22 protein-coding genes and 4 pseudogenes are annotated in these 24005 nt (G+C 49.5%); 10 read left to right on the top strand and 16 right to left on the bottom strand.

Annotation, left to right across the window (positions count from 1 at the left end; all coding sequences use genetic code 11):
• Positions 1-380 (bottom strand): annotated as a pseudogene (locus tag AC8GE9_RS10635) (IS21 family transposase); the annotation flags it as partial.
• Between the two features lie 399 nt (positions 381-779).
• On the opposite strand from AC8GE9_RS10635, the pseudogene AC8GE9_RS10630 reads away from it, so the two are divergent.
• A pseudogene (locus tag AC8GE9_RS10630) lies at positions 780-866 on the top strand (transposase); the annotation flags it as partial.
• 60 nt (positions 867-926) lie between these two features.
• Here AC8GE9_RS10630 and AC8GE9_RS10625 read toward each other — a convergent pair.
• Positions 927-1004 (bottom strand): annotated as a pseudogene (locus tag AC8GE9_RS10625) (helix-turn-helix domain-containing protein); the annotation flags it as partial.
• A 635-nt stretch (positions 1005-1639) separates the two neighbouring features.
• Between AC8GE9_RS10625 and AC8GE9_RS10620 the strand changes: the two are divergent.
• The gene (locus AC8GE9_RS10620) at positions 1640-2893 is read left to right on the top strand and encodes a serine hydrolase domain-containing protein (protein ID WP_506677125.1); all 1254 of its coding nucleotides are present in this window, start codon (positions 1640-1642) and stop codon (positions 2891-2893) included.
• A 135-nt stretch (positions 2894-3028) separates the two neighbouring features.
• Here the strand turns inward: AC8GE9_RS10620 and AC8GE9_RS10615 are convergent, their stop codons facing one another.
• Together AC8GE9_RS10615 and AC8GE9_RS10610 are read right to left on the bottom strand one after the other, a co-directional pair.
• On the bottom strand, positions 3029-3217 hold the full coding sequence (locus tag AC8GE9_RS10615) for a trypsin-like peptidase domain-containing protein (protein ID WP_506677148.1): 189 nt from the start codon (positions 3215-3217) through the stop codon (positions 3029-3031).
• Positions 3218-3908: 691 nt separating this feature from the next.
• Entirely contained in the window at positions 3909-4439 is a 531-nt protein-coding gene (locus AC8GE9_RS10610; protein ID WP_506677124.1) for a GNAT family N-acetyltransferase, read from the bottom strand.
• Positions 4440-5044: 605 nt separating this feature from the next.
• On the opposite strand from AC8GE9_RS10610, the gene AC8GE9_RS10605 reads away from it, so the two are divergent.
• Entirely contained in the window at positions 5045-5554 is a 510-nt protein-coding gene (locus tag AC8GE9_RS10605) for an ATPase (RefSeq protein ID WP_506677123.1), read from the top strand.
• A complete protein-coding gene (locus tag AC8GE9_RS10600; RefSeq protein WP_482675964.1) occupies positions 5551-5748 on the top strand; it encodes a hypothetical protein in 198 nt (65 codons plus the stop codon). The genes AC8GE9_RS10605 and AC8GE9_RS10600 overlap by 4 nt, the downstream gene beginning before the upstream one ends.
• A gap of 104 nt (positions 5749-5852) precedes the next feature.
• On the opposite strand, the gene AC8GE9_RS10595 is transcribed toward AC8GE9_RS10600, so the two are convergent.
• Genes AC8GE9_RS10595 through AC8GE9_RS10580 form a run of 4 tightly spaced genes read right to left on the bottom strand, consistent with a single transcriptional unit; the run spans position 5853 to position 10374 of the window.
• Positions 5853-6821 carry a Bug family tripartite tricarboxylate transporter substrate binding protein gene (locus AC8GE9_RS10595; protein WP_506677122.1) on the bottom strand — a complete coding sequence of 323 codons (969 nt, stop codon included), beginning with the start codon at positions 6819-6821 and terminating at the stop codon, positions 5853-5855.
• 27 nt (positions 6822-6848) lie between these two features.
• Positions 6849-7850 (bottom strand): 4-hydroxythreonine-4-phosphate dehydrogenase PdxA, encoded by a 1002-nt coding sequence (locus tag AC8GE9_RS10590; RefSeq protein ID WP_506677121.1) that lies wholly within the window; start codon positions 7848-7850, stop codon positions 6849-6851.
• Complete coding sequence (locus AC8GE9_RS10585) at positions 7847-9076, bottom strand: fumarylacetoacetate hydrolase family protein (RefSeq protein WP_506677120.1); 1230 nt, start codon at positions 9074-9076, stop codon at positions 7847-7849. Before AC8GE9_RS10585 ends, AC8GE9_RS10590 begins: the two co-directional genes overlap by 4 nt.
• 2 nt (positions 9077-9078) lie before the next feature.
• On the bottom strand, positions 9079-10374 hold the full coding sequence (locus AC8GE9_RS10580; RefSeq protein WP_506677119.1) for an L-fuconate dehydratase: 1296 nt from the start codon (positions 10372-10374) through the stop codon (positions 9079-9081).
• Between the two features lie 178 nt (positions 10375-10552).
• Here AC8GE9_RS10580 and AC8GE9_RS10575 point away from each other — a divergent pair, with 178 nt between their 5' ends.
• Complete coding sequence (locus AC8GE9_RS10575; RefSeq protein ID WP_506677118.1) at positions 10553-11443, top strand: LysR family transcriptional regulator; 891 nt, start codon at positions 10553-10555, stop codon at positions 11441-11443.
• Between the two features lie 639 nt (positions 11444-12082).
• Here AC8GE9_RS10575 and AC8GE9_RS10570 read toward each other — a convergent pair.
• The gene (locus AC8GE9_RS10570) at positions 12083-13393 is read right to left on the bottom strand and encodes an aspartate aminotransferase family protein (RefSeq protein WP_506677117.1); all 1311 of its coding nucleotides are present in this window, start codon (positions 13391-13393) and stop codon (positions 12083-12085) included.
• A gap of 187 nt (positions 13394-13580) precedes the next feature.
• On the opposite strand from AC8GE9_RS10570, the gene AC8GE9_RS10565 reads away from it, so the two are divergent.
• A complete protein-coding gene (locus tag AC8GE9_RS10565) occupies positions 13581-14282 on the top strand; it encodes a TetR/AcrR family transcriptional regulator (protein ID WP_506677116.1) in 702 nt (233 codons plus the stop codon).
• Here the strand turns inward: AC8GE9_RS10565 and AC8GE9_RS10560 are convergent.
• Genes AC8GE9_RS10560 through AC8GE9_RS10545 form a run of 4 tightly spaced genes read right to left on the bottom strand, consistent with a single transcriptional unit; the run spans position 14225 to position 17257 of the window.
• A complete protein-coding gene (locus AC8GE9_RS10560) occupies positions 14225-14986 on the bottom strand; it encodes an amino acid ABC transporter permease (protein ID WP_506677115.1) in 762 nt (253 codons plus the stop codon). The genes AC8GE9_RS10565 and AC8GE9_RS10560 overlap by 58 nt on opposite strands.
• On the bottom strand, positions 14983-15615 hold the full coding sequence (locus tag AC8GE9_RS10555) for an amino acid ABC transporter permease (protein WP_506677114.1): 633 nt from the start codon (positions 15613-15615) through the stop codon (positions 14983-14985). Before AC8GE9_RS10555 ends, AC8GE9_RS10560 begins: the two co-directional genes overlap by 4 nt.
• 11 nt (positions 15616-15626) lie before the next feature.
• Positions 15627-16469 carry a transporter substrate-binding domain-containing protein gene (locus tag AC8GE9_RS10550; protein ID WP_506677113.1) on the bottom strand — a complete coding sequence of 281 codons (843 nt, stop codon included), beginning with the start codon at positions 16467-16469 and terminating at the stop codon, positions 15627-15629.
• A 26-nt stretch (positions 16470-16495) separates the two neighbouring features.
• Positions 16496-17257: an amino acid ABC transporter ATP-binding protein gene (locus AC8GE9_RS10545; RefSeq protein WP_506677147.1), complete on the bottom strand. Its 762-nt coding sequence runs from the start codon at positions 17255-17257 to the stop codon at positions 16496-16498.
• Between the two features lie 179 nt (positions 17258-17436).
• Between AC8GE9_RS10545 and AC8GE9_RS10540 the strand changes: the two genes are divergently transcribed.
• Entirely contained in the window at positions 17437-18315 is an 879-nt protein-coding gene (locus tag AC8GE9_RS10540) for an isocitrate lyase/PEP mutase family protein (RefSeq protein WP_506677112.1), read from the top strand.
• A gap of 5 nt (positions 18316-18320) precedes the next feature.
• Here AC8GE9_RS10540 and leuD read toward each other — a convergent pair whose 3' ends face one another.
• Together leuD and leuC are read right to left on the bottom strand one after the other, a co-directional pair.
• Positions 18321-18899, bottom strand: a complete 579-nt coding sequence (gene leuD, locus AC8GE9_RS10535; RefSeq protein WP_506677111.1) for a 3-isopropylmalate dehydratase small subunit — start codon at positions 18897-18899, stop codon at positions 18321-18323.
• Entirely contained in the window at positions 18896-20287 is a 1392-nt protein-coding gene (leuC, locus tag AC8GE9_RS10530) for a 3-isopropylmalate dehydratase large subunit (RefSeq protein ID WP_506677110.1), read from the bottom strand. Before leuC ends, leuD begins: the two co-directional genes overlap by 4 nt.
• On the opposite strand from leuC, the pseudogene AC8GE9_RS10525 reads away from it, so the two are divergent.
• Positions 20227-20523: pseudogene (locus tag AC8GE9_RS10525) on the top strand (transposase); the annotation flags it as partial. The gene leuC and the pseudogene AC8GE9_RS10525 sit on opposite strands and share 61 nt — an antisense overlap.
• A 146-nt stretch (positions 20524-20669) precedes the next feature.
• On the opposite strand, the gene AC8GE9_RS10520 reads toward AC8GE9_RS10525, so the two are convergent.
• Positions 20670-21638, bottom strand: a complete 969-nt coding sequence (locus AC8GE9_RS10520) for a hydroxyacid dehydrogenase (protein WP_506677109.1) — start codon at positions 21636-21638, stop codon at positions 20670-20672.
• A 322-nt stretch (positions 21639-21960) separates the two neighbouring features.
• Between AC8GE9_RS10520 and AC8GE9_RS10515 the strand changes: the two genes are divergently transcribed.
• On the top strand, positions 21961-22926 hold the full coding sequence (locus AC8GE9_RS10515; RefSeq protein ID WP_506677108.1) for a peptidyl-alpha-hydroxyglycine alpha-amidating lyase family protein: 966 nt from the start codon (positions 21961-21963) through the stop codon (positions 22924-22926).
• Positions 22927-23034: 108 nt separating this feature from the next.
• Complete coding sequence (locus AC8GE9_RS10510; protein WP_506677107.1) at positions 23035-24000, top strand: Bug family tripartite tricarboxylate transporter substrate binding protein; 966 nt, start codon at positions 23035-23037, stop codon at positions 23998-24000.
• Positions 24001-24005: the final 5 nt, after the last annotated feature.

Raw genomic sequence — 24005 nt, 5'->3', positions numbered from 1 at the left:
GACGCTGTTGTAGCCACCGGTGTACCCAAGCTGATCGACCAAGTCTTGATAGATGGCGGTGTAATTGCGACGTAGCCGCAATTGCGCGGTGATGAACTCGCGGTACGGCTCGCACGCCGAGCTCGAACCAGAGCCCGCCAAAGCCGGTGGCCGGGGTGGGGGAATTTGAACTTCGGAGCCGGTGGCCGGGGTGGGGGAATTTGAACTTCGGAGCCGGTGGCCACCCCGGGGGAATTTGAATCCCCGGCCAGCCAACGTTGTGCATAGCCTCGGATTGTTTTGCGGTCGATACCGGTGACGCGCGCAATCTCATACTGGCTCGTTTTAGCGGCCAGCAAGGTGTAAATCGTCGTTTGTAAGTGCGGTTTCAAGACGTTCAATCCAGTTCCCCTCAGTCGAGGGGTAAAGATAACGTCCTGCCAGGGGCTGAACTGCGGCTAAAACTTGGGCGATTGGCCCTAATTTACAGCCCGCTCAGCTGGGGGAGTTTGACCTGGCCAGAGATGGGGGAATTTGACCGGCCAACGGGGCATTCGATATCTCGCTGCATTTGTAGAACAAGCTTTGCTTAAAACATACAACCGTGAAGGCCGATCCATTATGTCTGTCGCTGACGATCTAGGTATCAGCGTTCACACGTTAAGATACTGGATGAAAAACAGAACTGGTATTGATCGCAGTATCCCCGTCAGGAGCTCCGAACGCAGGCCTCAAGACTGGACGGGCGAGGAGCAGCTCTCGCTGCCTTAAATGAGACGTACGGTCTGAGCAGCGAGGCGTTGCAGGCTTGGTGTCGCGAGAAAGGCATTTACCCCCATCACTTAACGAGTTGGAAGACTGCGTTTTGTGCGCTAGGCAAAGAGAGCGTCCCTAGCGGGCGTGAGCTACGCGAGCTTAAAGATGAAAATGTCAAACTCAAGCGAGACGTTACGCGCAAGCTCGCGACTGATGGAGCTGGCGCTGTGATCCAGGCTCAAAGCGATGGCCCTCATGGTGCAACCTCGCCCCTGTACCGGTTGAATATTGACCAGGGGCTTTGTAGACCATTTGTTCAGTGTCATGCTGTCTAGCCTTAGACGGCTTGTTTTGACGCGCACAATGTCAAGACAATGCTGGCAACTTATACGACTGTCACGACACTAAGGTTTCAGTTTTTTCTGATGAACAAAACGGACCCAAATGCCCAAGAGTTGCATTATGCAACTCTTGATTTAATTACACGAATTATTACACGGTGATCTTTTTTGAAGATAAGTTACTGTTTTTAATAGACATTTAAACAACCGACTTTTCTGTTAATCCGCAGGTCCCTGGTTCGAGTCCAGGTCGGGGAGCCATTAATATCGGCTCTACCCCATTAACGGGGGATGAGCCAGCAGTACGATTCACCCGCCGAACTTAAACCTACCCCCACTTTTTATACGCACCACTCGATAGAGACCGAAGCAAATTCAATTTCTGGCGAGAAACTTTTTTCAAAAGTTCTAACAATACAAGTATTGATCGAGGTGGTTTAAATACGGAGCCAATAGGGTAATCACTTAAGAATTCAACATTGAATCCATTGACTTCGTCAATCTTTAGGCATCAACTGTTTGCTGCGTACGATCAATCAAACTCAGCGATAGGAAAAACCTGCATGATGAAATTTAAATTCACCCTTGCTGTTTTAGCGTTTGCTAGTCTTACCTGCACTGCTCACGCTCAACTCCCGATGCCTATGGCGGCTTCACCTGAAGAGGTTGGATTGTCCTCGTCGCAATTCAAGAAAATCGAGGCAGTGACTAAGGCGCATATCAACGATGGGTTGATGCCTGGAGCAGTGATGCTGGTGGCTAGGCGCGGCAAAGTCGCGTGGGTATCCGTTCAAGGCAAACTTGATTCAACATCACCAGAAGCCATGAAGCTTGATTCGATCTTTCGAATCTATTCAATGACAAAACCAATTGTCAGCGTGACTTTGATGCAGCTCGTTGAGGAGGGTCGGTTGCAGATAAGCGATCCTGTGTCCAAATACTTGCCAGAAATCGGAAAGATGAAGGTCGGAACCGAGGTGGCTGGGCCCGATGGCAGGCCGGTGGTTCAACTTAGCGATCCAACACGCCCTATGACCGTTCAAGATCTGCTGCGCCACACGTCGGGGCTCACCTATGGCCGCCGTGGCGGATCGCAAATCAACGCGTCCTACGTCGAAGCCAAGATCGGCGATCGCACTGTGAACGCCGAGGAAATGGTGACACGTCTTTCAAAGCTTGCGCTTAAGTTCAACCCAGGCGAAAGATGGGAATACAGTGTCTCAGTGGACGTTCAGGGCAGATTGATCGAAGTTATTACCGGCAAAAAGCTGAGTGAGGCTATTGCAGAACGCATACTCCAGCCTTTAGGAATGAAAGACACTGCATTTCAGGTGCCAACAGAAAAGCTTGCACGAGTGGCACAACCTGGACCTCGTCCTAACGGACAGCCAATAACACCGCGATTCAAGGTTGATGATGGTGCCAAATACGAGTCAGGTGGTGGTGGCATGGTTAGTACAGTTGAGGACTATCTGCGATTTACTTCAGCACTTGCGAATGGCGGTTCTTTTCAAGGCAACAGGATCATCGGAAAGAAGACGCTTGAGTTCATGACGGCTGACCACACACTCAATCGCCCTGGGCGTCCGCCGGGACTTGGATTTGGTCTTGGCTTCGAGGTGCGTCAACGTACAGGCGATGCCGGGCTACCGGGCACAACAGGTGAATATGGTTGGGCAGGCAATGCAGGTACTCTGTTCTGGATCGACCCGAAGGAGCAATTGATTGCGATCTATATGGTGCAGGTGAGCGATCCTGACCGGATAGCGTTGCGGAATCAGTTCCGGTCTATGGTTCAAGCCGCCATAATTGAGTGACTCTGAGGACTTAAGTTTCTAACACCGTCATGAGTGGTGAGACGCGGATGGAATCGATGGCAATAAGTTGTAGCAACCCCAAAGCTGGAATACTTTCAGTAAAACTTGAGCTTTAGTATTTGGATAATGAAGTACCTAATTGTCCTTCAAAAGGATGACAACCACGCCGCCTCTTAGCCGGTATACACGCAGAAGAGCCAGATCTATTTGTTCAACTGAATCGACTACCGTGACTGGTCGACGCCCATCTGCTGCGACTACCTCGATAGCACCGCATCCATCGATCACGTGATGATTTGTAACCAACAACCCAGGGGCGACAATAAAAGCCTTCCCGCTTGATTGAGCGTAGGTAATGCACGAGTTAGCCGTGATAGCGAGTGCAGCAATAAGATGGAGCTTAAATCGCCTGACAGAATCAGTGAAAGATATATTTTTGGAGTTTACCCCTTGAGCAGTAGGGTAAGTTCATTTTTTAAAAACTACATTAGGTAGTAATCATTGTTACGGTGCATTTAAAACTCGATAAAAAAATATATGCACCCTCGATTTCTTATACAAAAGACAAAAGGGGGCTTTGTCTTTAATGTTGCTCAAAGCTTAAGTGAGTGCGGTATTGGATAGGTGGTCGGACCGTTCAAACTGGAGTAGAAAGTTTAAAGTTCCCAAAACTCCAGAGCTCTCTAATAAACTACAAATAACGCCGGAATACTACTCAGAATATAAAACGCCCTGTTAATCCTGCTGGTCCTTGGTTCAAATCTAGGGTGGGGAGCCAAATTAAAGAATGACTTCGCCCAACTCCAATATTGGGCTTTTTCATTTCTGCAGTCTTTCGTGCCACTTGGGTGCCACTTGCAGCGATGTCTATGCAGCTCTTAAGCGCTGATATGTTGGCGCCGCTGGCGCCAACACCGAAGACTCTTTGGACAGCCGTACGCTTACCTATCCCCATTGTGATTTCCGGCTCGGCAAAGGCCTTAGGCGACGATACCAATGCGCGATCAATACAAATTTACCCAAGCTTAAGCTTCATAAAATACCAGTACGGCAACAAATGGGCGGGCGGCTCCGCCCCCTCATATGGCTCACACTTCTCAAATCCATTCGAGGCATACATCAATTGAGCATTTTTCATGAAGACAGCGGTATCGAGATTCAGTGTTTTGAAGCCGCGGATTTTCGCCTCGAAAATCAGTTTTTTAAGCACAGTGCTTGCGTAGCCCTGCCCTCGATGCTCGGGCTTTGTATAGATTCGCACCACCTCGCCATGCCCGCTGGGTAACCGCCGCAAACCGCCCATCGCAACAGCGCCAGCTTCAGTCGCAAGGATATAAAACACAGCATCGACTCCATCCCTAGGGGTGATGACGTTCATCGAGAGCGTGACATACGTGCTCAGCGGCATTCCCACAAGTTCTTCAATAGAGAAATGACAAGTTTCTTGAATCTGCTCGTCCAACCAGGTGAAGTATTCTCGAGTCATCGCTAGAGCGCAGTCTGCCCAATCTAGATGGTGTGCATCAACAAAAAAAGCTTGCGACATGACATCAAGTCTCAAAAGGTGGAAAGTCGCAGTTTACTCGCCTGGCTCAACAACATCACGGTGGTTGTTGTTGACAATCTTAACTGCTCACTGTCTTCTTAATTTGTCTAGCAGCTAAGTCGGAATCAAGCGGTTCGAGATTTTCATCGATATTGGTGATAACCATCGTTCTATTGATCGGGATATTTATTGGAATGTCTTTGCGTTAGGAGCATTTATTTGTAATGAGTAAAAACGGACCCAAGTGCCCAAGAGTTGCATAATGCAACTCTTGATTCAATTACACGAATTATTACACGATGATATTTTTCGAATATAAGTTACTGTTTTTAAACAATATTTAAACAGCCGACTTTTCTGTTAATCCTACTGGTCGCTGGATCGAGCCCAGCTCGGGGAGTCAAGAATACTTGGTCTGTTCCAGACGCATTGCCCAACTCACAAAGTTGGGCTTTTTGTTTTTTGCTCCGACAGTAACGATGCGCGTGACATCGAACCTTCATGCCCATAAAATGAGAGCAAGCGTAGATGTTTAGCATCTGTTTTTATAGCGGGTTTTAAGGATTCCCCTTGCACATGTTGCGTTCTTTTCAAGGGTAGACTGTTTGAAAAAAATCATCATCATTGCAGGACCTAATGGTGCTGGCAAAACAACGTTTGCCCGTGACTTTTTACCTTCTGAAGCCCAAACGCTTAGATTTATTAATGCCGATTTAATTGCTGCCGGCTTAGCACCGTTCAATCCCGAGTCTGTTGCCTTTAAGGCTGGGCGTTTGATGTTGCAAGAAATCGATGTGTGCGTCGCGGCCGGTCATGATTTTGCATTTGAAACTACGTTATCTGGTTTGAGTTATTTGCGGAAAATTAAGTGTTGGCAGAAACTTGGTTATCAGGTGAAATTGTGGTTTTTGTCTTTACCTAGTGGTGACTTGGCTGTTTCTCGTGTCGCGCAACGCGTGATGCAGGGCGGCCACAACATTCCTGAGGATGTGATTCGTAGACGATTTAAAGCGGGTCTTGAGAACTTTTATAAAAACTACAGTAAAGTTGTTGACTCGTGGGCCATGTATGACAGCTATGTTTACCCACCTAAACTGATCGATTGGAGTAAATGATGAATCCTAAGGATATACGTGAGTCATCTGATCCCGACTTGGCAGGCTCTTACGCTGCAATGATGCGCGCCGCTCGGGCTGCCGAAGATCTAGCAATTAAAACAAATACCTGTTTAATCGTGTCTATTGATGGTGTTGATCGTCGCCTTACCGCTGAAGATTTAAAGAAAATGCGATCTCTTGAGGCTAAGTAGTTGTGTGTTGACCTTGTCAAAACCGATTTGAGTGCCCAAAAGGTACATACGCAGTTGTTGAATTGTTGGCGTCGGTAACCGGCGCCAATAATTAGGCGTTTAAGCTATTCAGCTTTGATATTCGCCTCTTTGACGATTTTACCGAAGCGATTGAATTCATTAATATTGAATTCAGTGAATTGCTGAGTGGTCATATCAATTGAACTACCCCCCAGCGCTTTAAGGCGCTGTTGAACATCAGGTAGTTGCAACGTCTTTTTTAACTCAGCACTTAGTTTATCTACGACAACCTTTGGAGTGCCTGCCGTTGTGTAAAGGCCGTACCAAGTGCTAATTTCAACTGCAGGAAACCCGATTTCGCGCATTGTCGGTACGTCTGGCAGCTCTGGAGAGCGATTGGCTGTCGTGATAGCCAAGGGCCGTAGCTTTCCCGCTTTCACCAGCGCCATCGACGATGAGGTGGTATCAAGCATGATTTGAACCTGTCCACTAATTAAATCCGTATGCGCGGCACTGCTACCTTTGTAAGGAATATGCAACGCTTTAGTTCCTGCAGACATGTTGAGTGCTTCGCCAGCGATGTGCTGCGTACTACCAATACCAGACGAGGCGTAGCTATAACCCGCAGGCTTGCTTTTCATAGCTGCCACAAGCGCTCTAATATCTTTGGCTGTTTCGTTAGGGCCCACAAGCAGTAAATGCGGTACAACGACGACCATGCCAATTGGCTGTAAATCCTTCATCGGGTCGTAAGCAAGTTTTAAAAGATGTGGCGCTATTGCCTGACCAGTATTAGTTGCAACCAATAGTGTGTAGCCGTCTCTCGGAGCTTTAGCGGTTGCATCAGCTGCCAACGTATTTGCGGCTCCAGGTCTGTTTTCGACCACAAACGACTGCTTCATTGACTGCCCAAATTTATCGGCTAATAGCCGCGCGAGGATATCGGTACCGCCTCCCGCCGACGCACCAACCATAATTCGGACTGGTTTAGCCGAAGGATAGTCTTGCGCATAAGCGGTGGTTACGCATAATGCGCTAAGCAAACTACAAGCAATAAAGTTTTTGCGATTCATAGCATCATCTCCGTTTTTAAAATGTTTCTAGCGGTGGTTTTGCACCATATGGCACGCTAGTTCAAAAGCTTGCTGCATTGCACCTGGGTTTGCCTTCCCTTGCCCAGCAATATCCACAGCCGTCCCATGGGCTGGCGTAAGAATTGGTATGGGTAACCCTCCCTGAACGGTGACGCCACGCCAGAAGCCCATTAGCTTCATGGCGATTTGACCTTGATCGTGATACATCGTGACAATGCCATCGAATTGACGCTGTTCACCTTGTACTTTTAAAAATAATGTATCCGCAGCAAACGGACCTTGTACAGGGATCCCTTTAGCCTTCGCGCTTTGAACTGCCGGCGCAATGACGTCAATCTCCTCGCGTCCGAAGGATCCATTATCACCATTGTGAGGATTCAGACCACACACCGCAATACGCGGCGCCAATACCCCGCAGTCGCGCATGGCGCTATACAGCAAGGTGATGGCTTGTTCTATCCCCGGAATCGTTAGCTGCATTGCCACATCTTTGTGGGCGATATGAGAGGTCACGCGCGAAGTCCACAGACCATCCAGCACATTGAACTCGCTGATCGCTCCAGTGAAACTCAATCGTTCTGCAAACCAGTGCATTTCGTCGGGGGTGTGCATTCCAGCCAAATGCAAGGCATGCTTATTTAAGGGTGCAAAAACGATTGCGTCAGCTAGATCTTGCGATACAGCATCTAGCGCAATTTGCAAAGTTTGTATCGTATAGCGACCCGACGCTTCGTTGCACTCGCCGGATCGAAATTCTGTCGTTCGACTCGTATCGAATTCAAGCAGCGTTAGGCTTTGCGCATAGGAAACCGATGCCAAAGAATCAGCCCGAACAAACGCAGTATGTTGGCCCGCAAGGCGCATGCCCTTTGCAACCTCTTTAGAATCAGCTATCAAAAGTATGTTGGCCATCTTCAGTGTGCGAGGGTCAGCAAGCAAACGTGCAACAAGCTCAGGACCGATTCCGGCAGGATCACCCAAAACGAGTGCAATTCGAGGCTTGCTCATAAAACCTGCTTCCTTTCAAAAGTTGTTGCTTGCCACATTTGTCGTTCCGTCAAGTTTCTTTGTAACGCACGGATTCCAAACGTCCAAGGTTTTATCTGGTCACAGTAATTGACGTGATTTAATAGGGCGCCGAGCGCATCGGTTTCAATGCGAACACTGTCGCCAATTCGATGCGTAAAGCCACTGCCAAGGGCACCACGATCTTGTACAGGTGCGAACATTGTTCCCAAAAACAACATGCATCCATCAGGATATTGATGATGTCCACCCATCGTCTGCGCGACAAGTTCGCTTGGATCGCGGCTAATTTTTTTCATTGAACTTTCTCCGCGCATAACAAAACCGTCTTGACCACGCACCTCTAATTTCACTACACAACGTCTAATCGTATCCAAATCAAACGTGTTATCAAACAAGCGTAGAAACGGGCCGATCGCACACGAGCCGTTGTTATCTTTTGCTTTACCCAAAAGTAAAGCGCTACGTCCTTCAATGTCACGCAAATTGACATCATTACCCAAGGTTGCTCCCTTGATCCTACCCGAGCTATCAACAGCAAGGACAATCTCCGGTTCAGGATTGTTCCAAGACGAACTAGGGTGAATCCCAATCTCTGCGCCTAGACCGACAGCTGATAGTATCGGAGCTTTAGTAAATACCTCAGCATCTGGACCGATTCCGACTTCAAGGTATTGCGACCACATTCCCTGCTGAATCAAAAAGGCCTTTACCTCTTGCGCCTTTTCTGAGCCAGGCACGATATCTGCTAACGAACCGCCTAATACGTCTAACACTTGCGTGCGTATACTCATCGCGAGCGCAGGATTGCCTTTCGCTCGCTCCTCGATCACACGTTCGATCAAACTCGAAGCAAACGTAACGCCAGCCGCCTTGATTACCTGAAGATCACAAGGTGCCAAAAAATGCGGTTGCATTATGCCTCGAGCAGATACTTTTGAATCTAACGTATGTTGCAAGACTGCTTCGATACTGCCGATATGTTTGCCTGGCACCCTAGCGACGCTTTCCGCTGGATTCGGCTCTTCCAACAAGTCGCTCATGGTTGGCCAATGTGCAGTCAAATCAAATACGCCGTCTTGGCGTAACGCCACCACACAAGGTCCGCCATTTGGTGGGCTGGTCACTTCGGTACTCCACACTCGGCCCACCAAGGTGCCTGCCAATCCGTCTATTGGAAGATAATTTTGCGATGAGAAGTTTTCCATTTCTAGAGCCAAGCTTCGCCGTCAGGATAAGAATATTTATCCAAACTATTCTTGTGAATTTCAATGCTGTAACCAGGCTGTTGTGGTGGCATATAACGGCCTCTTCGAATCACAACAGGCTCTACAAAGTGCTCGTGCAAATGATCTACATATTCCAAAACACGATTATCGAGTGATGCTGAAACGGCTATGTAATCAAAGATTGATATATGTTGCACATATTCGCATAAACCCACTCCGCCTGCATGCGGGCAGACGGGAACACCAAACTTTGCTGCCATTAGAAGCACAACAAGAACTTCATTGAGACCGCCTAACCGTGCTGCATCAACCTGACAAAAATCGATCGCTTTTGCTTGAAGCAACTGCTTGAACATCACTCGGTTGTGACAGTGTTCCCCGGTGGCTACACCAATTGGCTTTACACGCGCTCGGATACTTGCATGGCCTAGGATGTCATCTGGGCTTGTGGGCTCCTCGATCCACCAAGGATCAAATGCGGCGAGCTTGCGCATATTGGTGATAGTCTCGTCGACATCCCACACTTGGTTAGCGTCCATCATGAGCTTTCTATCCCAGCCAATCTCTTCTCGCAAAATGCTAGCGCGACGCATATCATCGGCTAAATTGCCACCCACCTTTTGTTTAAAGTGTGTCCAACCCTCAGCAACTCCCTCGCGTGCCAAACGCCGAATCTTCTCTTCTGTGTAGCCAAGCCATCCTGCTGAAGTCGTGTAGCCTGGGTAGCCCTTTTCCTGCATTTCATTTGCGCGAGTAGCCCTGCCGGCCAGGTTTCTTCGTAACAACGCTAGGGCTTCTTCTGGTGTAATGGCGTCGGTCACAAATCTAAAGTCCAAACACGCCACCAACTCTTCAGGTGTCATATCTGCCAACATTTTCCAGACGGGCTTATTAACTGACTTCGCCCACAGATCCCAAACGGCGTTAACAATCGCAGCCGTCGCCAAATGCATCACTCCTTTGTCTGGACCTAGCCAACGCAATTGACTATCGCTTGTCGTGATTTCGCGCCAAAAGGCTCCCATATTTTCTGTCAACTCACCCAGCGTTCGCCCGATTACAAAATGTTGCAACGCCTTGATCGCGGCCACGCATATTTCGTTTCCACGCCCAATCGTGAAGGTCAACCCATGCCCCTCAAGGCCTTGTTTGCTATCGGTGTGCAACACAACATAGGCCGCTGAGTAGTCAGGCGCTGCGTTCATCGCATCTGACCCATCCAAGGTGCGGGAGGTTGGAAACCGAATATCTTTGACAGAAATAGAAGTTATTTTCATGTTGACAAGTGGTTGATAATATTTGCAGGCTATTAATCGTAGATTCTTGATCGATAAACGTATAATCGTTATATCTGATTAACCGATATGTTTTTTTATATTACTTGTAATGATGAAAAACAGCCTGCAACTATCTGACAATCAGTTCCGACAACTGCGCTTAAAAAGCCAGCAAGTGATGCTCCTGGTCGCTCTTGACCAGCATCGCAACCTGCATCGCGCAGCAGCGGCTATTCATACTACGCAGCCAGCAGCTACCGCCTCACTTCAGCAGCTAGAGGAGCGCCTTGGTGTCAGTCTTTTTTATCGACAAGCCCGTGGCATGCTTCCAACCACCTATGGTGAAGCCATGATTCGGTACGCCCGAAGCGTATTGCACGACTTTGAGCACGTCATCAAGGAAATCGATGCGCTTGCAAGTGGTGCAAGCGGACTACTGCGCATCGGTAGCGTGATGGGGGCGGTTCCAATCATACTGACCAACGCGTTAACCACTTTCCATGAGTCCAATCGAAATGTCCATGTATCGCTTCTGGTTGAGACGAGTGATTTGCTAATCCCCGCGTTGGCCGGGGGCGAGCTCGATATTGTGTTGGGACGACTACCTGATGACTTTCAGAACGCAAATCTTCAAATCGATCCTCTTGAGGGCGAGCCCATGTGCATCGTTGGACGCCCAGGGCATCCGATGATGAAAAAGAAAAAAGTTACGCTAGGTGATTTAGTCCAGTACCGATGGATATTGCATCCGGACGGTAGTCCGATGCGTCGTCGCATCCAGCAGGTATTTCAAGTCGCAGGCATCACCTTAGTCCCTCATATTTTAGAGACCTCATCGATACTCGCTACAACGTCGATTATTTCTAAAACCGATTCACTGTCAGTTCTGCCATCAGATGTAGCCCAGCACTATGCTAAAGCTGGTCTATTGAATGTATTTTCAGTAAAACTACCTCTACCCATGGCAAAGCTTGGCCTTATAACTCGCAACGATCGAGATACATTCCCAGCGCTAATGGCTTTTATTACTGCGCTCAAAACTGAGTTTCGGACCACAACTACACCTTGATTAAAGTTTTTGAGTACAAACTAACGCAAGTCGACAAAAATTACGACCAGAAAAGGTCAGCGCAAAAATATGATGGGGAAACAATCGGGCAACTCGGAAGCTGCCTATCCTGCAGATTTCTGGATGTATTGATTAAAGAGATTGGTGTTTTATTGTTTGTGTAATGAGTAAAAACGGACTCAAGTGCCCAAGAGTTGCATTATGCAACTCTTGATTCAATTACACGAATTATTACACGATGATCTTTTTTGAAGATAAGTTACTGTTTTTAAAAGATATTTAAACAACCGACTTTTCTGTTAATCCTGCTGGTCCTTGGTTCAAATCCAGGGTGGGGGAGCCAAATGAATCAAGATATTTCTTGGATCACTTAGTCCCCTAGGATACAGACAAAGTCTCGGACTTACAGCTTGAACCAGTCGAGGTTTTTGGCCGCACATTCTTTTCATACACCATCGAATATAGGCGTCAACTATTCTAATGACTTGAACACCCACGTTGCAGGCCGGATGTTTACTACTCTAGGTATCGAGCCCATTGTCGAGCAGCCGCAGTACTTCGTCAATTTCCTACAGCAAGACATAGATCGTTAAAAAAGTATTATCGACACCGCAGAAATCAAGTTCTCAATGATGAGATTCAGACGCCGACCAGCACGTCACGGCGTTTTTCCAAGAAATTGGAGACACTTTGCAGAAATCGGTCTATCTCAATATCGCTGATTTCGATGTTCAAGGCGATGAATCCGCGTCGGGCCATATAGTAGCCACTCTCGAGCATGTCCAAGAAAAACAGCTCTTTGATCAATTCATTGTTCGCCGCGAGGTCTTCAGGGCATCGTATTGAGTTACGCATTGCATGTATGTTTAGCAAGGAGCCCTGGCCCGTGGCCTGCAATGGGACATCTGCGCACGAGAACGCCTCGTTTAGGCCTTTCCGCAGACGGTCGCCGCGAAGGTTCAGCTTCTCGAGTACGTCTTTCGTCAGAATCCGTTCTAGCGCCGCACTGCCTGCCGCCATCGAGAGCACGTTATTGTTGAATGTGCCGGCGTGCGCCACGGACCCAGGCCTGCTCGGGTCGAACGGCTCCATCAAGTGCCGCGCTCCACCGAATGCTCCGAACGACATGCCGCCGCCAAGGTATTTTCCCAGTGTGGTAAGATCAGGAACGATATTGTGCAGCGCTTGGGCGCCGCCTATTGAAAGCCGTGAGGTCATAACTTCGTCAAATATCAGCGCGGCCCCACAGAGTTGCGTTTCGCTGCGTAACATCTTCAGGAATTCAATATCAGCGGGAATGCAGCCTCCGGCTCCTATCATGGGTTCGATCAGCACACAAGCGAGCTCAGAACCATGAGACCTCAGCAGATCCCGGGTGGTCTGGATGTCGTTGTATTTGCTCTTGATGAATTGAAACGGAACGTTGAGCGACTCTTGGCCTGCACTGAAACTCAGTACGCCACCGTGGTATGCGCCCGAAAAAATCATGACCGCATCGCGTCTGGTTGTGAGCTTGGCGGCTGAGATAGCCATGAGGTTCGCTTCGGTTCCCGAGTTTGTAAAACGCATCAACTCCATGGAAGGAAAACGGTCATGGATCAACTGTGCTAGGCGTATTTCTCCCGGTGTATGTCCACTAAGGTTTAGTCCCTGAGCCAGCGCTTCTTGTATTGCTTCGCGTATGATGGGATGGCTATGACCGAATATGCCGGCAGTAAATTCGCCCAGTAAATTGAGATACTGGAACCCTTCGCTATCCCACAGATACGCACCTTCGCCTCGTTCGAAATAAAGGGGGAAGGGAGAGTAGTAAAGTACGGTACGAGTATTCCCTCCGGGCATTACCTGGGTGGCGGCTTGCGACATTTGTCGCGATTTGGGATGGCGTTCTATGTACGAGGCGCGTGCCTCTTCAACTGAATTTGCGAGCGAGTATAGAGATATTTGCATAGAATTTATCCACCAATGGTTAATTCACCATGTCTAATTGTACGTCGTACAAGCAGTGTGCGCATCTATCGTTGCTTATAAAGTTTCACTTTGAACTCTAGAGCGATTTACATACTTAAGGTATCAAATGAGTAAGCTGAGTAAATCTGGAAGGTCTCCCAAGACTGAATTGGGCCGTGAGAGAATAGTGATTGAAGCTCTTGCCCTGATCGATGAAAAGGGACTGTCCAGCCTTTCCATGCGGACGCTCGCATCACGGCTTTCCGTCTACCCCAGCGCGATCTACTGGTATGTGCAAAGCCGGAGCGGCTTGCTAGCGGCCATCGTGGAGCATGTGCTTGCGGATATTCTTCCCGACGCAGAAGAACTTGATTGGCAGGCCTGGGTTTTCACTCTGATGCAATCCTATCGGTCGGCCGTCATGCGGCACCCGAATATCGCGCCACTTCTCGGCGCAGACTTGGCATCCAACCTCGGCGTCGATATCAACGTGGTCGACAAACTGCTCCGTGTACTTGAAAAGGCCGGCTTCAGCGGAGATTCGCTGATGAACGCCTATAACTCGGTCATGGCGGGGATGATAGGCTTTGTCACGCTGGAGCTATCTGCTACTCCCGCAGATGAGCAGTGGGTAATTGACTTGCGGAGCCGTTTCAGCCAGGCCGATCCGGAGCGGTTTCCGACCATTGCTCGATTAGCCGGCGAAATGGGAAACCGGGCTTTCGTCATTCGCTGGGTAAGCGGGAAATCGGCCCCATTGGACGCGGCGTTCGAGAGCTTCGGCGACGCATTAATCCTTGGGCTCAAAGCCCAACTTGGGGAAACGGATCACTACACCGCGCGAGCTGCTTCCACATCAAAACGACGAACCAAGCGTGACAAGGCGTAGCAGCATACGAAATAGCCGATAGCCAGCATCGTATACAGCGGAAGTGGTTCGAAGACGCGATTATTGATCAAGATCACTGCACGGAAGAAATCGGTAATGCCCACGATATAAATCAGTGAGGTCAATTTGAACATCATAACGATATGCGAGATCAGGGAAGGGATCATCGTACGCAAAGCCTGCGGTATCACGATATGCCGAAGGATCTGAAACCTGGAAAGACCGGTAGCGTATCCGCTTTCAATCAGAATATGTGGCACGGCATTCAGCCCGCCTCGTACGACTTCAGCCAGGTACGCCGCTGCTATTATCGACAAACTGAAAACTGCGGCCGGCCATGAAGGTATCCGTACACCCGTGAGCGAAGGCAGAGCAAAATAAACCCAGAATATAACCATAAGCTGAGGCGTTGCGCGGATAATCTCAACAATCGCCACCGCGGCTATCCGTATCGGCTTTATTTTCTGCGTACGTAATATTGCCAGAACTATACCCATCGGTAGACCGATCAAGACCGATGCGATTGTCAAGAACCAGGAAAACGCTAGGCCTTGGGCCAGCAAGGGCGCGGCATCAACTACGACCGACCAGCGATAATCCTTTACGATAAAGATGAAAATGGCTAAAGCAACCAGCAGCAATACAACTTCGGTTCGGCGTCGACGAGTCTGGATGCGCGATGAATAAGTGGAACCATTGGTCATCGCCGAGCTACCTTCCTTTCAAACCAACTGGCGCCGCCTGCAATGCCGAACGCCAACATAATATATATAGCCGTAACCACCGTTGCCGCTTCAAATCCGCGAAACGTGTCTGCCTCGATCTGTTGAGCCTGAAAAGTCAGCTCCTGAACGCCGATCAGCATCACAATTGACGAGTTTTTCAACACTTCTATCAACTGATTTGTGATCGAGGGGAGTGAAACCACCCATATCTGCGGCAACAGAACAAAGCGAAATGTAGCGAAACGACTATGCCCCAATGCCCAAGAGGCTTCGCTCTGTTCGCGCGGAACAGAGCGGAATCCTGCATCGAGCGCATCGCATATATAGGCGCTTTGGTGAATTGCCAGCCCAACCACCGCACTCTGCCATCCTTCCCAGCCCATCACGAAATAAAGGAAGAAGACCTTCACAATCGCGGGAATATTGCGTATGAATTCAACGTAGGCGTCTACCAGTCGTTTAAGGACATAAACTGGAAGCTGTCGGAGAAAGGCCAATATAACGCCTAGTACAAACGCACCGATTGCTGCGCAAACGGTGATCTGAACGGTTACCACCAACCCATTAATCAATGCATCGCGATATGTAAGGATAACCGACCAGTGCATAAGGCGAGAACCTATTTTTCAATGCCCGGCTGTAGGCGGTATGGAGACCACAGGTAAAAATCCGGCGCTGCACCAAAGTGCTTCATATAGAGTTTTTGATAGCTTCCATCGGCCCAGAGCTTTTGAAGGAGGGTGTTGACCGTCACGCGCATCGATGAATCGTTCTTCCGCACCATGATCGCCCACGGGTCTTTGAAGAAGTCCTCGGACATGGCGAGACGATCTGGATCTCGCTTCAGGAAAGCGACTGCGCTTGCACGATTGATGCCCACGGCATCAACCCGGCCGTTTTGAAGCGCAACGACCGCTTCGGGGAATTCTTGAAAAAGTACCATATCGGCGTTAGGCAGCGCCTGCTTGATTACGTCGACTACAAAGCTTCCCTGTGTCGTAGCGATTTTCTTGGGAGCAGCGTAATCCGCGAGCTTGGTGCTCGCACCTTTTTTGATAATCATGTTGACGGCATCCCAAATATACGGGATTGAAAAATCAACGGCCTGTTCTCGTTCTACCGTAGGCGTGGTCACACCAATTTCGATATCGATGGATCCTTGCTTGAGCAATGGAAACCGCGTGCGCGAGGTTACTGCAACAAATTTCGCTTTTACGCCAAGTGCATCTGCAATCGCGTTTCCAAGGTCGATGCCAAAACCTATAGGATTTCCTCTACCGTCTACAGACCCGATTGGAGGGAAATCGTTGCGCACGCCTATCAGGATCTCGCCTTTCGATTTAATTGCCTCGACAGTATCTTTGGGTACCTGCGCCTTCACGGGGCCCGCGAAAGCTACCAGACATGCCAGACTAACTATACCTAATAGTAGGCCCTTCAAATCAAATTTAAATTGAAACATTTTCCTCTCCAGTGGTGATTTAATGTTTAGTGACGAAGTATTCGGTCTAAAAAATTTTGTGCCCGTACTGATTTTGCATGATCGAAAAACTCTTCGGTGGCCGCGTCTTCCACGATGGCGCCCTCATCCATAAAAATTACCCGATCGGCAACTTCTCGGGCAAATTCCATTTCATGGGTGACAGTAATCATCGTCATGCCGCGCTGCGCAAGTTCCCGCATGACATCTAGGACTTCCCGGATCATCTCTGGATCCAACGCCGAAGTGGGTTCGTCGAACAACATTATTTTTGGCTCCATCACCAATGCGCGGGCGATGGCAACACGCTGCTGTTGTCCGCCCGACAGCTCAGAAGGATAGGCTTTCGCTCGTCCTTCTAACCCTACTCTTGCTAGCAGCCGCAGCGCCCGGTCCTCAGCTTCCGCGGCATCCATCTTGAGAACATTTTTAAGGCCCAAGATCATATTATCTTGAACGTTCATGTGAGGGTAGAGACTGAATTTCTGGAACACCATTCCAATCTTGGCGCGAAATGTCGACGACGCCAATACGCGGTCGCTGAGCTGCTTGCCAAGGACCGTGATAACGCCTTCCTGAATCTGTTCCAGGCCATTTATACAACGCAATAGCGTGCTTTTCCCAGAGCCGCTGGGGCCGCAAATGACGCAAACTTCCTGAGGTGCAATACTAAACGTGGCCGACCTTAGTACTTGGCTTTCGCCAAACCATTTTGATACTTTGCTGAAAGTCACAGCGGCCTGGGAGGCCGTAGCCTCGTCAATCTCCATGCGGTCTGTCATGTTGATCCATGAGTAATAAAGCGTAGCCCTAATTTTCAGCTTTTAGGCTTCAAGAATTTATTGTACACTGTACAAACAATCTGTCTAGCTTTTTTAAACGACAATACTATGTTCGAGTTGAACGCTTGTATCAGACCGTTTAAGGAACCATTTCAACAAGGAATGCTATGCGTAACCAGTGTCAAACCTTGCGCTCATTACTGCAGCCAGGTGCCTTTTCCAGTATTGCGGGTGCATACGATATGGTGTCAGCGCGCCTGGCTGGACAGGCAGGTTGCCAAGTGATTCACGTTGGAGGCTTTAACTTGTCTGCCGTGAAACTGGGTCTGCCCGATGTGGGCTTGTTGACTTTATCCGAGAATACCGATGCGGTTTGCCGTATCGCCGGTTCGGTCGAAGCACCGGTCATTGCCGACGGCGATGATGGTTATGGCAATCACCTGAACGTTGCGCGCTTGATCAGGGAACTGGAGCGCGGCGGCGTGGCTGGTGTACACATAGAGGATCAGGTTTTTCCTAAGCGCTGCGGACATATGGTAGGCAAGCGCATCGTTCCAGTTGCGGCAATGGTGCAGAAGATCAAGGCTGCCGTCGATACACGAATCGACGACGATTTTGTCGTCATTGCGCGCACCGACGCGATCGCGGTCGAGGGTTTCGAGGCCGCTATGGACCGGGCGCAGGCGTACCAAGAGGCCGGTGCTGATATGCTTTTCGTGGAGGCTCCAAGGTCGGATCATGAAGTCGCACAGATTCCAAAGCTCATACAAGCACCGACCCTGTTCAATTGGTGTCACGGTGGCCTTTCACCGACCCCCGATGTCGCCTCGGTAAAGCAACTCGGATACTCCATGATTTTGTTTACCGATGTCCTGTTTGCGGTAGCCAAGATGCTCTCGGGACTTTATGGCGACATCGCGGCAGGCAAGGGATACGGCGACCATACTGTCGACATGATGCCGCTGGGCGATTTCAACACCATGATCGGACTTGAAGATGTCAATGTGCTTGATGCCCGTTTTGCGGTTGACAGTCTCTTGAAATGAATGGGCTACATGCGTAGCTCAAACGCACTGATTTCACGTTCGAGTGCAAGCGTTTCCTCGATTTCGTCACGGTCATTTATCAGTCTTTCCGCGTTTACATCTTCAATGTCAAACTTCACATGCACCGAGTCGGCGGTCACCAGGCGGTTTTGAAGATCAATGCTCATGAACCTGCCTTTTGAATCGAGTAAGGAATGCAATGTCTCGGAGTCTTCATCGCTGACTATTGCCGGGATTATTCCGGACCGTACGCAATTAAGTCGGAAAATCTCCCCAAAGCTGGGCGCAACGATGGCGCGAATCCCGTAATCATACAAAGCATAGGCGGCCTGTTCCCGGGCCGAACCACAGCCAAAGTTCTGGTTGACGACCAAAATCGATATGGTCTCTTCGCTCGGATAATTCAGGACGTGTCCGGAGAGTTTGCGTCCGGTTTTATCAAATCGGCTATCCCGGAATAGCAGTTCGCCATATCCTGCATCACGTGATCGTAAGAGAAAGCGCGCTGGAATGATCTGGTCTGTGTCGATGTTGGGCGCATCCATACTCACGGCATAGCCGTGTACTTGTTTGATTCCTGTCACAACTGCTCCCTGACATCAACAATATATCCGGCGATCGAAGCGGCGGCCGCCATCGCCGGACTCATGAGGTGCGTTCGACTGCCAGCGCCCTGGCGCCCCATAAAATTACGATTTGACGTCGACGCGCATCGCTCACCCGCGCGCACTTTGTCCCCGTTCATTGCGACACACATTGAACAGCCGGGATCACGCCATTGCATGCCAGCCTGCAAGAAGACCTGATCGAGTCCCTCGTGCTCGGCCTGTCGTTTTACGGCCTGGGAACCCGGCACTACAAGGGTCGGGACACGCGCCTGGCGCCCGCAGACTACGGACGCAGCAAGCCGCAAGTCTTCGATGCGGCCATTAGTGCATGAACCTATAAATACCTTGTCGATTGCCAGGCCTGATATGGTTTGGCCCGGTGCAATGCCCATATATTCCAGCGAATGTTCTATCCTCTGTCGATCTGGCGAAGAACGCAGGAACTCGAGGTCCGGCACGCGGCCCGTGATTGCCACTACATCCTGGGGACTGTTCCCCCAGGTCACCATTGGCGCGAGTTCATCAATATTGAAACAGAACGCCTTATCGTAGAAGGCGTCTGGATCGCTCCTGAGTGACTCATATTGGGCTACGGCATGGTCCCAGTCCTCGCCTTTAGGTGTGCGGACCCGATTGGCAAGATACTCAAGCATCACCTTGTCGGGGCTGACCAGCGCCGCACGGGCCCCCGCCTCGACCGCCATATTACACAAAGTCATCCTTTGTTCCATGGACATGTCGGCGATTGCATCACCGCCGAATTCAATCGCACAGCCTGCCGCTCCGGAAGCCCCGATTTCACCGATAATTCCTAGGATGATGTCCTTTGCAGTGATGACTGGCGATAGATGACCCTCGATGCGGATCAGTAAATCAGTCAATGTCTTGTGCCATATTGTCTGCGTTGCGAGCACGTGTGTCTGTTCGCTGAGTCCGATCCCAATGCCGAGCGCTCCCAGGGCGCCATGAGTGGGCATATGTGAATCACTACCTACTACTACCAGACCAGGAAGCGAGAGTCCCTGTTCGGGCGCTGATACATGTGCAATTCCCTGGAACGGCGAATCCATCCCAAATAATTCAATTCCCCACTGGCCGGTATCGCGAATCAGTCGGTCGAGCGCCGTGGATATCTCCGTGTCCTTGACTGCGGCGCGACCGCCGCGGGTCGGAACAGTGTGGTCGGCAAAGGCAAAGGTCAGGTCCGGGCGCCTTACTCGGTGTTGGCGTGCCAACAAGGCGTCAAAGCATGTGAAGCAGGTCTCATCAATATAATGCCGGTCGACATACAGTAATTGTTCGTGTGGCCCGCGCGTTGCTATGGTACGAGACTGTAGTATTTTCTGGTATAGCGTCTTTGCCACAAGGTGCTCGCTTTAAATTATTTTACAGTGAACAACAGTCACACTTGCATATTTCAATGCGCCTGTCAATGAAAGGCTGCTTTATATTGGTGCAATGTGAGTTTGATGGGCACACTCGCAGTTTTGCGGCGCTGTACAAGCAACGTTGGCAAGTAAAGCTGATCTTCAAATGCATCAAACAGCATCTGCGAATCAAAGCCTTTTATGACACGACAGAAAACGCCGCCAACACCCAGCAAGAGGAAAGCCCCCATTGCCGGGTCACCCGAGTGGCCACTGCCTGAGATACCCAAAGAGGTGATTGATCAGTTTGTCGATGGTTTGATGACCGCTGAAGCGGTACAAGTAAGGCTTTGTCGCACCTTGATAATTTGGAATTATCCTAGACGTCTACGCTATCTGGGTTCACTAAGCAGGTCACATCCAAGTTTCCTGCGATTGCTCGGAGTGCATTTTCTACACATGCGATCGCCATTCGGTCGGCCGCTTCCTTGGTCAGTCCTGCTGCGTGAGGGCTCAAAATCACGTTAGGATAGCCAAGCAGCACATTATCTTTATGAACGGGCTCTTGTGAGAAAACATCTATGCCAGCTGCCTTTATCAAGCCAGATTTCAAGTGATTTGCAAGTGCGTGTTCGTCGATAAGGCCACCCCGTGATGTGTTTACGATAATTGCACCAGGTTTGATTTTTCGAAGGAGATCATTATTCAACAGATGTGTCGTTGATCTTGATAATGCGAGGTGAAGGCTGATAAAGTCGGACACGGCCAATGCGCTGCCCAAGTCAGAAACTGGCGTGCATCCTTCAGACACTACCGAGTCGTTGGATACAAAAGGGTCGTTGACCAGTACTTCCATGTTGAAGGCGAGTGCCATTTTCGCCATCTTGCGGCCAATTCTGCCGAAGCCAATCACGAGTAAATTCTTTCGGGAGATTTCTACAGCGTTGAAACTATCACGGAAAAGCCAGTCGCCCGACCGGACAGCTTGATCGTAGTGGATTGATTGACGAGCTGCTGCCAGCAGTAGTGAAAACGCTCCTTCGGCGACTGATGTGCTGTTGGTGTCTCCAACCACCATCAATGGGATTCCCGCCTTGGTCAGCGCCGGTACATCTACGTTGTCATAGCCAACCCCGTAACGAGATACAACCTTGAGCTTGCCGGCGTTAGCTATGTGTTGAGCCGTTAGGATAGGCGTTGCGCGAAGCAACAAAACGTCAGCATCTTTAAGTCCAGCTGCCATCTCTTTCGTGTCAGGGGTGTCAATCACTTGAACGGTTAGTCCGCGTTCGTTTTCGAGTCTGTTAAATGCAGCTTGAGGCAAGCGACCTGCCATGAACACGTGCACGACCGTCTCCTTCGTGAATGAAGTCAACGTCGACTTAATCATGCAAAAGTGATTAAGTCAAGTTGTTCGGTAAATTTTGTCGGTAAAGTTTGTGTCGGCGGCATGATGAAAAAGCCCATGCTTGTGCCTGTTTAGTCTGTACGTAAGCTAGAAGACGGAATTGAACAAATTCGCGTCTAGCACTTCAGTTCCGAAGCTGCGATTGAATCGGTGAGGTGAATCGGTGAGGTCCTTGACAAATGGGCGTTAAGGAGTAGAGTTTCCAGATAAATGAAAACAAATAAGCAATAAATTTGGTTGTTCAATGTGTTCGGAGGAGGCCATGGACGCGATCATTGGAGAAGGCGATTTTCGCTTTCGCGTTTCAGAGAGTTGGGGAAACTTGCCAGATGGTTGGGATTTGAGGGAAGTTGGTGGCGTCGCTGTCGATAGTAAGGACAATGTTTTCATCTTCAATCGAGGAGATCACCCGATCGTCGTTTTTGATCGACACGGAAATTTTCTCAGGTCGTGGGGGGAGGGCGAGTATCCCCGCGCGCATGGGATCTCAATTGATGATGAAGACAATGTCTATTTGACTGATGACGGGGGGCATTTTGTCCGAAAATGCTCGATCGATGGGAAGGTTCTGTTTGAGATAGGTACTCCCGGCAAGCCAGCACCCTACATGAGTGGCAAGCCTTTTCACAGATGCACCCACACTGCGTTGGCTCCTAACGGTGACATTTTTGTGTCGGATGGATATGGAAACGCTCGGGTTCACAAATTTTCGCCTGATGGCAAGCATCTGCTATCTTGGGGAGGCCCTGGAACCGGGGCGGGGGAGTTCAACATTGTTCACAACATAGCGACAGATAGGGACGGTTGGGTTTATGTTGCCGATCGTGAGAATCATCGCATACAAGTTTTCGATCAAAATGGGCGCTTTGAAACCCAGTGGAGCAATACACATCGTCCTTGTGGCTTGTTTTGTTGTTGCCGAGGAAAGCGACCTGTGTTGATCGTTGGTGAACTCGGTCCTTTCATGCAGGTGAATGCTAATCACCCAAACATTGGTCCGAGGCTTAGCTTGTTCGACAGCGATGGGAGTCTCTTGGCAAGGCTCGGTTCAACTGGTGGGGCAGGCACAGGCCTCGGCGAGTTCATAGCTCCCCATGGCGTTGTTATGGATTCGTTTGGTGACATTTATGTCGGAGAAGTCAGCTACACCGCTTGGCCATCCGTATTCCCGCAAGAGGAGCGGCCGGAGAGAGTGCGATGTTTGCAGAAACTTGTGCGAGTTCATTGATTAGGGAATTGGTTCCACACATCATAGATGTTGATGGAATTGCATCAGAGAAAGCTAAAGTTTGACCTTGGATACTTTTATAACGGCTACTGCTTTTATGGAGATAGTATGAAAACTATTTTGGCTTTTGCATCTGCCGTAATTATGGCCTGCGTGCCGCTACTTGGTAAGGCCTCCAGTTTCCCAGATCGTCCAGTAAAAATTGTTGTTCCCTTCGCACCTGGTGGGCCGACAGACCTGCTCGCGCGTGCACTTGGGAAGTACCTGCAGGCCGATTTAGGTCAACCTTTTCTTGTTGAGAACAGAGCTGGTGCGGGTGGCATCGTGGGTTCTACCTACGTGGCCAAAGCAAAACCAGACGGTTATACGTTGCTGTTAGTCGCGAACGGTCACGCCATCCTTCCCAGCACAACAGCGAACCTTCCATTTGATCCGCAAAAGGACTTTATGGGTATTGGAACGATTGGAGTTGCTCCATACGTGCTTGTCGCGAGGCCTGAACTTGGCGTTAAGACGGTTGACGACCTTAGAGCCATTGCAAGAAAACGTGATAAACCGATGTTTTATGGCACTCCCGGATCTGGTACTGCAAACCACTTAGCAGTTCAGATGCTAGCTGACAGTTTTGGTATTCCTTTTGAGCAAGTTAGCTTCAATGGAGCAGCCCCTGCGACACAAGCCCTCTTGGGAGGTCAGGTTGACTTCATCGTTAACAACTTGACCTCATCAATGTCTTTCATTAAATCGGGGCAGTTGGTGGCGGTTGGGTTAACGGGGAAAGGGGCTGAGAAAATTTTGCCGGGCGTTCCTCTAATAAGCGCATCTATTCCGGGCTATGAGGCGTTGGCTTGGTACGGAATCCTGGCTCCCGCTGGAACCCCTGCCGCTATTGTAAAGAGACTTGGTGATGCAATGACTCAAGTCTCAAAAAACAAAGAATATATGAACGCAATCGCTAACCTCGGTGTGGAACCGTTATTGATTGTCGGCAGAGATTTTGACGAGTTTATTGGCGTGGAACTTAAGAAGTGGGCTGTTTCTGCGGAACGCGCTGGCATTAAACCGAAGCAATAACGATA

The sequence above is a fragment of the Zwartia lucis genome, from assembly GCF_965234455.1.
GTDB classification, from domain to species: domain Bacteria; phylum Pseudomonadota; class Gammaproteobacteria; order Burkholderiales; family Burkholderiaceae_B; genus Zwartia; species Zwartia lucis.
The sequence above is the reverse complement of the archived record's forward strand: the minus strand, read 5'-3'. Positions and strand labels throughout refer to the sequence as shown.